Here is a 13,968-nt window from a genome sequence, read left to right as displayed (position 1 = left end):
GTATGCTGGAAGGAATGTATTTCTGGAAAGATAAAAGCGGTACAGTTTCAAAGCTGAAGCTGATTTTGGGGATTTTGCTCATTCTCATTCTGGTCATCGGCTGCGGCGCAGGAGCATGGTATTACTTTGTTATGCTTCCCGAAGCGAAGGCGAAAGAAGAGGTGATTGCGCGTCAGCAGCAGGCAGCCCAGAAACTGCGGGATGATATCGAAAAGGTCAAGGGTTTCTATGCAACCTCCCTGGCCGGAGGCGGTATCGATGAAACGGTATTGTTACTAGATGAAATAAAGAAAAGTGATAAGACGCTCGATATTATTCCGTGGGATAAATATACATTTAACTGTGATACCAAAGCATGCCAATTCAGTTATGCCTTTACAAAAGGCGCCTTATGGGTACTGCCGCAAAAATCGTTCTGGGGGAAATGGTATAAACCCACCGTTATCGCAAAAGATAAAGGGAAATCATCTGCAAAAAATAAAATGGATTTCCAGTTTGATAAGGTTGAGTCACGTCTGAATAAAAATAATTACCTGCAGGCCTATAACCACAAGAAACCGCTTGAGCTAAACGCCTGTAGCGATGTGGTCTCTTATATTATGACCCTCAACTCGCTGGTAAAATCCCAGAGTAAAAATGGTAAAGATCTTGGCCAGATTGTGATTAAAAAAATGCCGGATTCCAGCATTGGTGATATTGAGTCTACACTTTCTGGAAAAGTGAAAGCTTATGGATTGCAGGTTGGTAAATGGGAACTGGAAATTAAAAAAGGTGAAAGTGCTTTATCGTCAGATGATATGACGAACATGCAGTTGTTACTTTATAAGCAGGCGTATCGCGATGCTTTTATTGTTAATAAATTAGAGACGAAAGACAAAGGACTGAAAGTTTCAGGAGGACTGGTATGCAAAAAGTAAAATCATTGGTAGTGGCCGGTGCGTTAACGTTGTTGGTCGGAGGGGCAGAAGCAGCGCCGACAACGGAGTTACCGCAGGTTCCAGCAAAAAAAACGCAGCCTGTTCTTGTGAATAACATCACTGAAGCAGTTAAAAAAGATCTTCACGAGACAAAAGCGAAGCTAGTGTCAGCCCCTGCAGTGCCCGAACAGCAAAAGACGGCGGCTAAATCCGCCCCTGCTGCTGCTAAACTGGCTACGGTGCCGTTATCTGGGGAAAATAAGGAAAAGAGAAAGGCTGAAACAGCTGAAGCGCAAGCAGAAGAGGCTAAGCAGGAGGAGGCAGCCAAACGGGAAACTGCAGCCAATACGGAGTTTGTTCAGGACCGGCTAGCATCGATCGCTGAAGATGATTACGCCTTTGAACAGCAGCGCAGGAAACTGGCTAACGAGGTTGAGCTTGAAAAGCTTCGCAGCCAAATTCGTAAACTCCGCGGCGAAGACAAGATGAAATCTGCGCCGATGATGGCTGCGCAAGCGCCGGCCGCTAAACCGCAGGTGCCACCCGCTGCACCGATTGTTATGCCGCGTGTAGTGTTGGAAGCTGACATCGGTGGCACGAATCGCGTCGCGGTGCTGAGTGGTGAAACCCTTCGCTACGTTCGTGCGGGCGAAACCTTCGATGTGGGAGGCAAAAAGTTTAAGCTCGCGAAAGACAGAAAATCCGTCGTTATGGCAGAGGAAGCGGTGCAGTGAAACTGGATTTGACGCGTATATCAGCCGACGAATTGCTCGCTGGAAAATGGATTTATCAGGAATTCGAAGGGATTGGTTTCACGGCCACGGCCGAGGAGAACGATTACCTGGTGGTGAGTACGCTCAGTATCGACAGTTTATTTGAATATCAAATACAGATGGCGAGACTGACTTCCCAGCACAAGCGTCAGGTCGCGGGCCTGGCGCTTGTTACAGAGGAAGACTATTACCGCATCGTTGAGCACGTGTCCTTAAAGCTGCTTAGTGATGCGAACAAAAACATTGATATTACCGATACCCAGAAGCGGCTGGCTGCGCTCCTTCAGCGTGTGGTCAGCATGGGCGCAAGCGATTTGCACATCACACGTAACGATGTGCTGGCACTCTTTGAAGCATGCGTAAACGGCGTTCTGATGCCGTTTATGCAGCTCAAGTCACAGCTTTGCGATGAGCTGGTTTTCGTTCTCTATAACGTAGAAGCGACGACCCGCGATACCACGTGGAACCGCGCCATTCCGCAAAACGCCAACATCCTTTACAACCTGTCGGGGAAACCGTATCGCTTCCGCTATGCGCACTTCCCGATTTTTGGTGAAACGGCGGATTGCTACCATGCGGTATTACGTATCATCCCGTCAGGTTTGCAGAAGGGGAACATTGGTTCGCTGGATAAAATTGGTATCTCCAATGAGGAAGTTGCGGATCTCAAAAAAATCCTTAGTAACCCTTACGGTGCTTATGTGATCGCCGGTACGACAGGTTCGGGTAAATCCACCACCCTGAAAAATCTGATGGAGTGGCTGCAAATCAACCGCTATGAAGATCGCGGTTGTTTCCTGACGGTAGAAGATCCGGTGGAGTATCAAATTTACGGCGCGAAGCAGAGTTCTGTGGTGGATGTTTCTGGCGGCGGTTTCCATGCCGCAATTAAATCGGCCCTGCGTCGCGACCCTGATGTACTGATGGTGGGGGAAATTCGAGACAACATTTCCGCCAACGCGCTGGCGGGCGCGGTAGAGAGTGGTCACTACTGCTTTACTACCGTGCACGCCGGTAACATCGTTTCTCTACTGCAACGTATGTCGGCCTTAGGCATCGGTAGCGACAAACTTTCTACGCCGGGATTCGTCGCGGGGCTGCAGTGTCAGAAACTGGTTCCTGTGCTGTGTGAAAACTGCAAAACCGTTATGGAAACCAAAACCATTTCCGGTCGGGAGTTCACCCTTTATACCGCCGGTGAAGGGGGGTGTGAGCAGTGTCGTCAGAGCGGTATTAAAGGACGCCAGTTATCTATGGAATACTTCCTGCCAACCTATGAAGAAATGGCTGCAATTTCAAAACAGGAATGGCTGAACGTTTATACGCTGTGGCGTAAAAAACGTTCTACAGCGCCAGGCTTAACGGAAGGTTTCGAAATCCGCGAAAAAGTCATGGCTCATGTGCTTAAAGGCCGCATAGACGCCGCATGGTATGCCATGGAATTTGGCGAAGTCGCTATAGAAGATCTGGAGATGATCGTTGAAAAAATTCGGTAAAAAACAGCGTTTGTACCTTTACCAATTTTGTGCCGATATGATTAGCGCAGGGTTACCGCTATTCGATTCGTTGCAAAAGTTACAAACAGAGGGACGTGCGCTTCTTGGCAAGGGATTCAGTAATAAACTGGGCGAGGTTATCCTGCAAATGAAGCAGGAGGTTTCAGTATCTGCTGTATTTTCAGCCGTTGTCCCTGACTCTGAACTCAGCGTAATTACGGCGGCAGAGAAGAGCGGCAGCCTCGCCGAGGGCTTTTTGACCCTGGTATCAGTTATTAAATACAATGACGAACTGCGCAAAAAAATTGTGGGGGCGTTGATTTTCCCGCTCATCATGATAAGCCTGTCACTGATCGTTATTGCCGGTTATTCGCAAAAGGTATTCCCGGCTTTCGCCTCGGTGGTCCCCGTTAATAAATGGCCTGGCGTAACCCAGAATTTATATAATTTTGGTACAGCTCTCTATCAAGGGCTATGGCTAAAGATTCTGATGGGCTTTATAGCATTCGTTTTCGTCTCTAAATTCGCTATGGCAAATTTGAGCGGTAACATTCGTAATAAATTTTTTGATAAAGTTCTGCCGTTTTCGACTTACAGGCAGCTTGCGTCATCTGTATTTCTGAATAACCTCGCGCTGATGCTAAGTAACAGCATTCCGCTCACTGATTCTTTACACATTGTTCGGCTTAACGCCAACCGTTGGTTGCGTTGGCACGTGGATGTCATGAATGACAAGATGGCACAAGGTATCCACTATAGTAAGGCGTTATCGACGGGCTTACTCGGCAAAGAGGAGCTACTGAACATCAGTCTGTATGCTGAACTACCCTCCTTTAATGAGGTATTACGCTCGGTATCCGATCGCTCTCGCGATCATATTCAGGAATACATTAAAAAACTGGCTGGCTTATTAAAAAACCTGGCGACTGTCATTCTGGGGGGCTGTGTAGTATGGGTCTTCATCGCATTGTTCGCACTGATGGATACGCTCTCTAAAACTGCAGGTGGTTAATTTTTCAATGTCAAATGGTTTTACGGTGAAAAGTAGCCATTTGACATTGTTGATCTCATTGGTGTGCATCGCAGAAAATATGTTCTGCGACACATGCTGTGGCTGCCGTCGTAGTGTTACATTATTTGTAATAAATAAGGATGTTTAAAATGCGCCTGGAAGCGTTTTTCGCCCCTTACTACCCATGGTTGGCGTTGGTATTAGGGCTATTGATTGGCAGTTTTCTTAACGTAGTCATTTACCGTCTGCCGATCATGCTTTTCCGGGAAGCGTCTGACGATGAGACGTTGAAAACATTGCCTGATGTCAATCTGTGGTGGCCTCCATCGCACTGTCCGGTGTGCCAGACGCCCATTAAGCCGTGGGATAATATTCCCGTGTTAAGCTGGCTGCTCTTGTGCGGTAAATGTCGCTGCTGTAAAAGCACGATTCCTTTTCAATATCCCTTGAGTGAAGCGTTAATAGGGGCATGCTATTTCTTACTGGTTATCTGCTATTACCCTCAGCATAGTCTGATCCAAATCGTGTTTGTGTCATTATTTTTAAGCCTGCTTTACACCCTGGCAATGATCGATCTTAGGACCTTTCTCCTGCCAGATAGCCTCGTATATTTGCTGCTCTGGGCTGGGTTGATCGCGTCTGTCAGAAACATTATCCCTGTTTCTCCTCGTGATAGCGTTGTCGGTGCTGCTTTTATTTGGGCTTTTAGCTGGGTAATGGCAAAAGGATTTTCATGGATAACCCAACGGGAAGGATTTGGTAATGGTGACGTTAAACTCTTCGCGGCCTGTGCCGCGTGGATTGGCAGCGACAATATCGGACATTTAATGCTGGGATCGGCGTCGCTGGGGGCCGTGTTCTTTATCATGCGCTGGATTTTTAGCGCACTTTCACAAAATAAAGAGAGCTCAGGAGGGTATATCCCGTTTGGCCCTGCAATTGCTATTACTGCTGTCATCATTATGCACATGGAGGTGCTAAAGTAATGTCTTATTTGCTCTTATCCGGGATACTGTTAACCTCACAGCCTGCTTCAACTATTGGGGCTGAATGTTATTACGAGGTTTCTCAGTATTTGTCGCAGTTACTTAGCTTGAAAACGTATTCTCCTGATTTTCGAACGCTTGAACCGCCAGTGAGGACGACGTGTGATGACGAGCCTGAACGTATTCGCTATCTGACCGTATCTGATACCGTCGCCTGGTTGGCGCCGTATCTACCGCCAGCAAAACATATATTTCACCGTTATCCCAAACACGACGGCCCTGGATACTGTTTTTCGCAATTTTATATCCGCTATCTACTGGGGCGGTGGAATCATGCGACAGAGCTAAATTATTTTGGCTATATCTCATGTGAAAACAGTATTACCCCTGCGCCAAAAGAGCCAGAAGACGAACTCATTGTCGTGCCATTCGATCCTGCTTCGCTGATAGTGAAAGCTGATGAGCAAGTAGCGCCTGATGAATCCTCTGAAGAGGATTTTTTTCCTGTGGACGGGGGAGCGGCAATGAGCAGCGTGTTTTCGGTAATGAACTCCACGATCCCGACCAGTAGCGCACCTGCGCCAGTCTGGAAGCCGTTACTAAGCCAAAAGGCGAGGGGGCAGCAATTTGTCTTCCCGTTACGCTCGGAACCAGTGGTAACCTCTCCGTTTGGTATGCGCTATCATCCCATTGTTCATACTTTTATGCGTCATGAGGGCGTCGATCTCCGTGCGGCGTTGAACAGTGAAGTTCTTTCCATTGCTGACGGTATGGTAGTGGAAACGGGTTATGGACCTGTCACTGGTCTGTACATGACGGTTCGTCATCCCGACGGCTGGAGTAGCAAATACTTGCACCTTAATAAGTTGCTGATGATCAAGAATCAGTATGTGCAGAAAGGAGACGTTATTGCATTGTCGGGCAATACAGGCCGCACAGATGGCCCCCACCTGCATCTTGAGATCATTCATGATGGTAAATTGCTTGATCCGATGACGCTGCTTTTTGAACCCGCTAGTGAAAGACGTGAGCGGACGATGGGGCAGACAGATGCGATACATGAGCCAGTGCCATTATCAGAACCTATTGATATGACGCCAACAATTGCGGTGATTGCGGGAGAAGGTGATTCTTTACAAATTGGTGTGAGAACCGGGCGAAAAATGACCATGTATTCTCCCCGGGAGATCATTGAAACAGATGAAGGTGACTGGCGAATCGTGAAAAAATTTGGAAAGTACAAGCTACAAAAGATGGAGCAAGTCCTTTCCAAAGTAAAATAATAGAATTTTCCTTTTTAGCTCGTTGTTTTATGGTTGTTTTAAAATCACTTTGATGGTTTTTTCCTCACTTGATAAAATGGAACGAAAATGCCCTTGCGAAGGCCATTCGCTTTGGTTAGTATTCACACCCGCTTCAGTGGGAAATAAAAATCCTGCTAATTGGTCGAAGCATTGGTATGCGGCAAATCCGCAAGGAACAGGTTGATTATGTACGAAGCTCTTTTAGTTATTTTCCTTATTGTAGCCATCGCTCTAGTAGCGCTGATTATGCTGCAGCAAGGTAAAGGCGCTGATATGGGAGCCTCCTTCGGAGCAGGCGCTTCCGGTACGCTGTTTGGTTCAAGTGGTTCTGCGAACTTCATGACCCGCACAACGGCGATTCTGGCTACGCTGTTCTTCATCATCAGTCTGGTGCTTGGCAATATCAACAGCAACAAGACCAGCAAAGGAAGCGAGTGGGAAAACCTGAGCGCGCCAGCGAAAACTGAGCAGACTCAGCCAGCTGCACCGGCTAAGCCAACCAGCGATATCCCGCACTAAGTATTCTGTACCGAGGTGGTGGAATTGGTAGACACGCTACCTTGAGGTGGTAGTGCCCTAACGGGCTTGTGGGTTCGAGTCCCATCCTCGGTACCAATATTCCAGAAGAAAGACGTCGAAAGACGTCTTTTTTTTCGTCTGTATATTGTGTGGCGGGCAAAATGGCGGGTGGCGCTGCGCTTACCCGCCCTACAAACACCAAACAAAAAAGGCGCCGGTTGGGCGCCTTTTGTATGACTTGCTGTCGATTACTTCTTATCGCTGTGTTCCAGGTTCTCAACCTGCGGCAGGCCGTTACCGGAACTGGCGGAGAGCAGGCCATTTTCGACATAGTTGAACAGCTTCTCACGGGTATCGGTGATGTCCAGGTTACGCATGGTCAACTGACCAATACGATCGTCCGGCGAGAACACGGATTCACCTTTTTCCATGGTCAGACGCTCTGCTTTATAGGTCAGGTTGTCAGACACGGTGTTCAGGATGGAGTAGTCGTTACCGCGGCGCAGTTCCAGGGTCACTTCACCAGTGATCGCGCTTGCCACCCAACGCTGCAGCGCATCACGCAGCATCAGCGCCTGTGGATCGAACCAGCGGCCCTGATACAGCAGTTTACCCAGCTGACGGCCATGAGAGTGATACTGCTCAATGGTGTCTTCGTTGTGAATGCCGGTCAGCAGACGCTCGTAAGCGATGTGCAGCAGGGCCATTCCCGGGGCTTCATAGATGCCACGGCTTTTCGCTTCGATGATGCGGTTTTCAATCTGATCGCTCATGCCCAGACCGTGGCGACCGCCAATACGGTTAGCTTCCAGCATCAGCTCAACATCATCAGAGAAGGTTTTACCGTTCAGCGCAACCGGATGGCCGCGTTCGAAACGCACGGTCACTTCTTCTGCCGGGATCTTCACGTTCTCGTCCCAGAACTTCACGCCCATAATCGGGTTAACGATCTTCACGCTGGAGTTCAGGAATTCCAGGTCCTTCGCTTCGTGCGTCGCACCCAGCATGTTGGAGTCGGTGGAATAGGCTTTCTCGACTGACATCTTATAGTCAAAACCGCAGGCGATCATAAACTCGGACATCTCATGGCGGCCACCTAACTCGTCGATGAAGTCGGTGTCCAGCCACGGCTTGTAGATCTGCAGTTCGGCGTTGGTCAGCAGGCCATAACGATAGAAACGTTCAATATCGTTACCTTTATAGGTGCTACCGTCACCCCAGATGTTGACGCCGTCTTCTTTCATTGCCGCAACCAGCATGGTACCGGTGACCGCACGGCCCAGCGGGGTGGTGTTGAAATAGGTCAGGCCGCCGGTGGTGTTATGGAACGCACCACACTGAATAGCCGCGATACCTTCAGCGACCAGTTGCTTACGGCAGTCAATCAGGCGCGCGTTCTCTGCACCATACTCTTTAGCGCGACGAGGAATGGCATCATAGTCGTCCTCATCCGGCTGACCCAGGTTCGCAGTATAGGCATACGGAACCGCTCCCTTCTGGCGCATCCACAGCAGTGCAGCGCTGGTATCCAGGCCACCTGAGAAAGCGATGCCAATACGTTGTCCAACTGGAAGATGCTTGAGAATCGTCGTCATAGAATAAAACCCTGCTTGATTGACTGATTAGAGACCGCTTTCGCTCTATTGTGCATTTTTATGCAAAATAAGTGAGTATTCATTTAATCATCTTTTGGCGAAGACCGGAAGAGAGTCGTGCGTTTTTTGTAAAAATTTTGGTCTGATCGATCTGGCGGAAGTCGCCTTGACAGGTGGGGTCAACTATCAATATACTAAACGCCGATTTTACGTCCCGTCTTCGGTACCAAATCCCAGCATTATTTGCAAATTCTGTCCAAAACGCGTAGAATTTGCCACGTTTCAGGCGCGGGGTGGAGCAGCCTGGTAGCTCGTCGGGCTCATAACCCGAAGGTCGTCGGTTCAAATCCGGCCCCCGCAACCACTTTCCCATAAAGTTCTTTTTCAAATATACTGTGAAGACTTAGAGCCTTCGTAGCTGGATTTGAAAAAATTCTTTCGGAAAGTGCTCCAGGCCACAGTTGTGGCTATAGGGTTCAGTTATCTAAAGCCCCGATTTATCGGGGTTTTTTGTTATCTGACTACAGAATAACTGGGCTTTACGCCCTTTTTTTATGTCTTGGGGGTGGGCTTGTCCACATTAGAGCAAAAATTAACAGAGATGATTACTGCACCGGTCGAAGCACTGGGCTACGAACTGGTCGGCATCGAATTCGTTCGCGGCCGTACATCGACGCTGCGCATCTATATTGATAGTGAAGATGGCATCAATGTTGATGATTGTGCTGATGTCAGCCACCAGGTGAGTGCGGTTCTTGATGTTGAAGACCCGATTACCGTTGCGTACAACCTGGAAGTTTCCTCACCTGGCCTCGATCGCCCGATGTTCACGGCCGAGCACTACGTGCGCTTTACCGGTGAAGAAGTGGCTCTCGTTCTGCGTATGGCCGTACAGAACCGCCGTAAATGGCAGGGAATTATCAAAGCCGTTGATGGTGAAATGATCACGGTGACAGTCGACGGCAAAGATGAAGTGTTCGCGCTGAGTAATATCCAGAAGGCGAACCTGGTTCCCCACTTTTAACAGTCTGGATTGAGGTGAAAAGCCCGCGATGAACAAAGAAATTTTGGCTGTTGTTGAAGCCGTCTCCAACGAGAAATCACTGCCGCGTGAGAAGATTTTCGAAGCGCTGGAAAGTGCACTGGCTACAGCAACCAAGAAAAAATACGAACAAGAGATCGATGTTCGCGTAGAAATCGATCGTAAAAGCGGTGACTTCGATACATTCCGTCGTTGGGTAATCGTTGAAGAAGTGACCCAGCCGACCAAAGAGATCACGCTGGAAGCCGCCCGTTTTGAAGACGAAAGTCTGAACGTGGGCGAGTACGTTGAAGATCAGATTGAATCTGTCACCTTCGACCGTATCACGACCCAGACCGCTAAACAGGTTATCGTGCAGAAAGTTCGCGAAGCCGAGCGCGCGCTGGTTGTCGATCAGTTCCGCGATCAGGAAGGCGAAATCATCACCGGCGTGGTGAAGAAAGTGAACCGCGACAACATCTCCCTGGAGATCAAATCCGAAGGGTTGCCGGGTAACGCTGAAGCCGTGATCCTGCGTGAAGATATGCTGCCGCGTGAAAACTTCCGTCCAGGCGACCGTATCCGCGGCGTTCTGTACGCCGTTCGCCCTGAAGCGCGTGGTGCACAGTTGTTCGTGACCCGTTCTAAACCAGAAATGCTGGTAGAACTGTTCCGTATCGAAGTACCGGAAATCGGTGAAGAAGTAATCGAGATTAAAGCGGCGGCTCGCGATCCGGGCTCCCGTGCGAAAATTGCGGTGAAAACCAACGACAAGCGTATCGACCCGGTCGGTGCTTGCGTCGGTATGCGCGGTGCGCGTGTCCAGGCAGTTTCTACTGAGCTGGGCGGCGAACGTATTGATATCGTTCTGTGGGATGACAACCCGGCGCAGTTCGTGATCAACGCAATGGCTCCAGCTGATGTGGCGTCTATCGTTGTTGACGAAGACAAACACACCATGGATATCGCTGTTGAAGCGGGCAACCTGGCGCAGGCAATCGGCCGTAACGGTCAGAACGTACGCCTGGCGTCACAGCTGAGCGGCTGGGAACTCAACGTAATGACCGTTGATGACCTGCAGGCTAAGCATCAGGCTGAAGCCCATGCGGCGATCGATACCTTCACTAAATACCTGGATATTGACGAAGACTTCGCCACTGTTCTGGTTGAAGAAGGTTTCTCTACGCTGGAAGAACTGGCCTATGTGCCAATGAAAGAGCTGCTGGAAATTGACGGTCTGGATGAACCAACCGTTGAAGCCCTGCGTGAACGCGCTAAAAACGCACTGACCACCCTGGCGCTGGCTCAGGAAGAAAGCCTTGGCGATAAGAAGCCGGCTGATGACCTGCTGAATCTGGAAGGTCTTGATCGTGCGATTGCGTTCAAGCTGGCTGCCCGTGGTGTTTGTACGCTGGAAGATCTCGCTGAGCAAGGCGTTGATGACCTGGCTGATATCGAAGGTTTAACCGACGAGAAAGCCGGCGAGCTCATCATGGCCGCACGTAATATTTGCTGGTTCGGCGACGAAGCGTAATAAACTGTAGCAGGAAGGAACAGCATGACTGATGTAACTGTAAAATCGCTGGCTGCTGAGATTCAGACCTCCGTGGACCGCCTGGTACAGCAATTTGCTGATGCAGGGATCCCGAAGTCCGCTGATGACTCGGTGACCGCGCAAGAAAAACAAACCTTGTTAACGCACCTGAACCGTGAACACGGTTCAACGCCTGACAAGTTAACGCTGCAGCGCAAAACGCGTAGCACGTTAAACATCCCTGGTACCGGTGGCAAAAGCAAATCGGTACAAATTGAAGTCCGCAAGACGCGCACCTTTGTAAAACGTGATCCGCAAGAGGCAGAACGCCTTGCCGCGGAAGAGCAGGCACAGCGTGAAGCGGAAGAACAAGCTCAGCGTGAGGCGGAAGCAACCGCCAAACGTGAAGCAGAATTAAAAGCTGAACGTGAGGCCGCAGAAAAAGCGAAACGCGACGCAAGTGATAAAGTGAAGCGTGACGCTGCGGAAAAAGACAAAGTGAGCAATCAACAGACCGACGAAATGACAAAAACCGCCCAGGCTGAAAAAGCCCGCCGTGAAAATGAAGCTGCCGAGCTGAAGCGTAAAGCGGAAGAAGAAGCCCGCCGTAAGCTGGAAGAAGAAGCTCGCCGTGTGGCTGAAGAAGCGCGCCGTATGGCAGAAGAAAACGAGAAGAACGGTGTGAATACCGCTGAACCGACTGAAGACACCAGCGATTATCACGTGACCACTTCTCAGCACGCACGCCAGGCTGAAGACGACAACGACCGTGAAGTTGAAGGTGGTCGCGGTCGTACTCGCAGTACTAAAGCTGCGCGTCCGGCGAAAAAAGGCAACAAGCACGCTGAATCCAAAGCGGACCGTGAAGAAGCACGCGCTGCCGTTCGCGGTGGTAAAGGCGGTAAGCGTAAAGGTTCCGCTCTGCAGCAGAGCTTCCAGAAGCCTGCTCAGGCCGTAAACCGTGACGTCGTGATTGGTGAAACCATCACCGTTGGCGATCTGGCGAACAAGATGGCGGTTAAAGGCTCTCAGGTCATCAAAGCGATGATGAAACTGGGCGCCATGGCGACCATCAACCAGGTGATCGATCAGGAAACCGCACAGCTGGTTGCTGAAGAGATGGGCCACAAAGTTATCCTGCGTCGTGAAAACGAGCTGGAAGAAGCAGTAATGAGCGACCGTGATACTGGCGCTGCGGCTGAACCGCGTGCACCGGTTGTGACTATCATGGGTCACGTTGACCACGGTAAAACCTCTCTGCTTGACTACATTCGTTCTACTAAGGTTGCCTCTGGTGAAGCGGGTGGTATTACCCAGCACATCGGTGCTTACCACGTAGAAACCGAAAACGGCATGATCACCTTCCTGGATACCCCAGGCCACGCAGCGTTTACCTCAATGCGTGCTCGTGGTGCTCAGGCAACGGATATCGTTGTCCTGGTTGTTGCCGCAGACGACGGCGTGATGCCACAGACCATCGAAGCTATCCAGCACGCGAAAGCGGCGCAGGTGCCTCTGGTTGTTGCAGTCAACAAAATCGATAAGCCAGAAGCCGATCTGGACCGCGTGAAGAACGAACTGTCTCAGTACGGCGTTATGCCGGAAGAGTGGGGCGGTGAAGCGCAGTTCATCCCAGTATCTGCTAAAGCGGGTACCGGTATTGACGACCTGCTGAACGCGATCCTGCTGCAGGCTGAAGTTCTGGAGCTGAAAGCGATCCGTAATGGTATGGCGAGCGGCGCGGTGATCGAATCCTTCCTGGATAAAGGTCGTGGTCCGGTTGCAACCGTTCTGGTTCGTGAAGGTACGTTGAACAAGGGCGACATCGTTCTGTGTGGCTTCGAATACGGTCGCGTTCGTGCGATGCGTAACGAACTGGGTCAGGAAGTCCTGGAAGCGGGTCCGTCCATTCCAGTGGAAATCCTGGGTCTGTCCGGTGTTCCGGCTGCCGGTGACGAAGTGACCGTTGTGCGTGACGAGAAGAAAGCGCGTGAAGTGGCACTGTACCGTCAGGGCAAATTCCGTGAAGTTAAACTGGCTCGTCAGCAGAAATCTAAACTCGAGAACATGTTTGCCAACATGACCGAGGGCGAAGTTCACGAAGTGAACATCGTTCTGAAAGCTGACGTTCAGGGTTCTGTGGAAGCGATCTCCGACTCCTTGCTGAAACTGTCTACTGACGAAGTGAAAGTGAAGATCATCGGTTCTGGCGTGGGTGGTATCACCGAAACCGACGCTACCCTGGCTGCTGCCTCCAACGCTATCCTGGTTGGCTTCAACGTTCGTGCGGATGCATCTGCGCGTAAAGTGATTGAAGCCGAAAGCCTGGATCTGCGCTACTACTCCGTCATCTATAACCTGATCGACGAAGTGAAAGCAGCGATGAGCGGCATGCTGTCTCCTGAGCTGAAACAGCAGATCATCGGTCTGGCTGAAGTACGTGACGTGTTCAAATCACCGAAATTCGGTGCGATCGCGGGCTGTATGGTTACCGAAGGTAACATTAAGCGCCACAACCCAATCCGCGTACTGCGTGACAACGTGGTTATCTACGAAGGCGAGCTGGAATCCCTGCGCCGCTTCAAAGATGACGTTAACGAAGTCCGTAACGGCATGGAATGTGGTATCGGCGTGAAGAACTACAACGACGTTCGCGTTGGCGATATGATCGAAGTATTCGAGATCATCGAAATTCAGCGTACCATCGCTTAATCTTCGTCGACTGAAGATTGGCTGACGTAGGCCGGGTAAGCGAAGCGCCACCCGGCAATAATTTAAAAAAGGGGCTTTAGCCCCTTTTTTGTCTGGAGA

At 50.2% G+C, this 13,968-nt stretch carries 11 protein-coding genes and 2 tRNA genes; 12 read left to right on the top strand and 1 reads right to left on the bottom strand.

Annotated features, from left to right (window positions below; translation table 11 throughout):
- Nucleotides 1–2 precede the first annotated feature (2 nt).
- From V1566_RS00165 to V1566_RS00130, 8 genes are all read left to right on the top strand, one after another.
- On the top strand, nt 3–917 hold the full coding sequence (locus V1566_RS00165) for a hypothetical protein (protein WP_395304764.1): 915 nt from the start codon (nt 3–5) through the stop codon (nt 915–917).
- Nucleotides 905–1,651 carry a hypothetical protein gene (locus V1566_RS00160; RefSeq protein WP_395304763.1) on the top strand — a complete coding sequence of 249 codons (747 nt, stop codon included), beginning with the start codon at nt 905–907 and terminating at the stop codon, nt 1,649–1,651. Before V1566_RS00165 ends, V1566_RS00160 begins: the two co-directional genes overlap by 13 nt.
- Nucleotides 1,648–3,186 carry an ATPase, T2SS/T4P/T4SS family gene (locus V1566_RS00155; RefSeq protein WP_395304762.1) on the top strand — a complete coding sequence of 513 codons (1,539 nt, stop codon included), beginning with the start codon at nt 1,648–1,650 and terminating at the stop codon, nt 3,184–3,186. The genes V1566_RS00160 and V1566_RS00155 overlap by 4 nt, the downstream gene beginning before the upstream one ends.
- Complete coding sequence (locus V1566_RS00150; RefSeq protein WP_395304761.1) at nt 3,170–4,198, top strand: type II secretion system F family protein; 1,029 nt, start codon at nt 3,170–3,172, stop codon at nt 4,196–4,198. The genes V1566_RS00155 and V1566_RS00150 overlap by 17 nt, the downstream gene beginning before the upstream one ends.
- A gap of 149 nt (nt 4,199–4,347) precedes the next feature.
- Entirely contained in the window at nt 4,348–5,184 is an 837-nt protein-coding gene (locus tag V1566_RS00145) for a prepilin peptidase (protein WP_395304760.1), read from the top strand.
- Nucleotides 5,184–6,467, top strand: a complete 1,284-nt coding sequence (locus V1566_RS00140; RefSeq protein ID WP_395304759.1) for a M23 family metallopeptidase — start codon at nt 5,184–5,186, stop codon at nt 6,465–6,467. The genes V1566_RS00145 and V1566_RS00140 overlap by 1 nt, the downstream gene beginning before the upstream one ends.
- Before the next feature lie 207 nt (nt 6,468–6,674).
- Nucleotides 6,675–7,007, top strand: a complete 333-nt coding sequence (gene secG / locus V1566_RS00135) for a preprotein translocase subunit SecG (protein ID WP_023333590.1) — start codon at nt 6,675–6,677, stop codon at nt 7,005–7,007.
- Between the two features lie 9 nt (nt 7,008–7,016).
- Nucleotides 7,017–7,103: transfer RNA gene (locus tag V1566_RS00130), tRNA-Leu, on the top strand.
- Nucleotides 7,104–7,255: 152 nt separating this feature from the next.
- Here V1566_RS00130 and argG read toward each other — a convergent pair.
- Nucleotides 7,256–8,602 (bottom strand): argininosuccinate synthase, encoded by a 1,347-nt coding sequence (gene argG, locus V1566_RS00125; protein ID WP_014833433.1) that lies wholly within the window; start codon nt 8,600–8,602, stop codon nt 7,256–7,258.
- A 287-nt stretch (nt 8,603–8,889) separates the two neighbouring features.
- Here argG and V1566_RS00120 point away from each other — a divergent pair.
- From V1566_RS00120 to infB, 4 genes are all read left to right on the top strand, one after another.
- Nucleotides 8,890–8,966: transfer RNA gene (locus tag V1566_RS00120), tRNA-Met, on the top strand.
- A 207-nt stretch (nt 8,967–9,173) separates the two neighbouring features.
- Nucleotides 9,174–9,626, top strand: coding sequence for a ribosome maturation factor RimP (gene rimP / locus V1566_RS00115; RefSeq protein ID WP_032639709.1), 453 nt, complete (start codon nt 9,174–9,176; stop codon nt 9,624–9,626).
- 28 nt (nt 9,627–9,654) lie between these two features.
- On the top strand, nt 9,655–11,157 hold the full coding sequence (gene nusA / locus V1566_RS00110; RefSeq protein ID WP_029739628.1) for a transcription termination factor NusA: 1,503 nt from the start codon (nt 9,655–9,657) through the stop codon (nt 11,155–11,157).
- Between the two features lie 24 nt (nt 11,158–11,181).
- A complete protein-coding gene (gene infB, locus V1566_RS00105; RefSeq protein WP_395304758.1) occupies nt 11,182–13,869 on the top strand; it encodes a translation initiation factor IF-2 in 2,688 nt (895 codons plus the stop codon).
- The last annotated feature ends 99 nt before the right edge of the window (nt 13,870–13,968 follow it).

This window comes from Enterobacter sp. ECC-019, from assembly GCF_043974075.1.
In the GTDB taxonomy this organism is placed as follows: Bacteria; Pseudomonadota; Gammaproteobacteria; order Enterobacterales; family Enterobacteriaceae; genus Enterobacter; species Enterobacter asburiae_D.
This window is presented reverse-complemented; position numbering and strand designations above follow the sequence as displayed.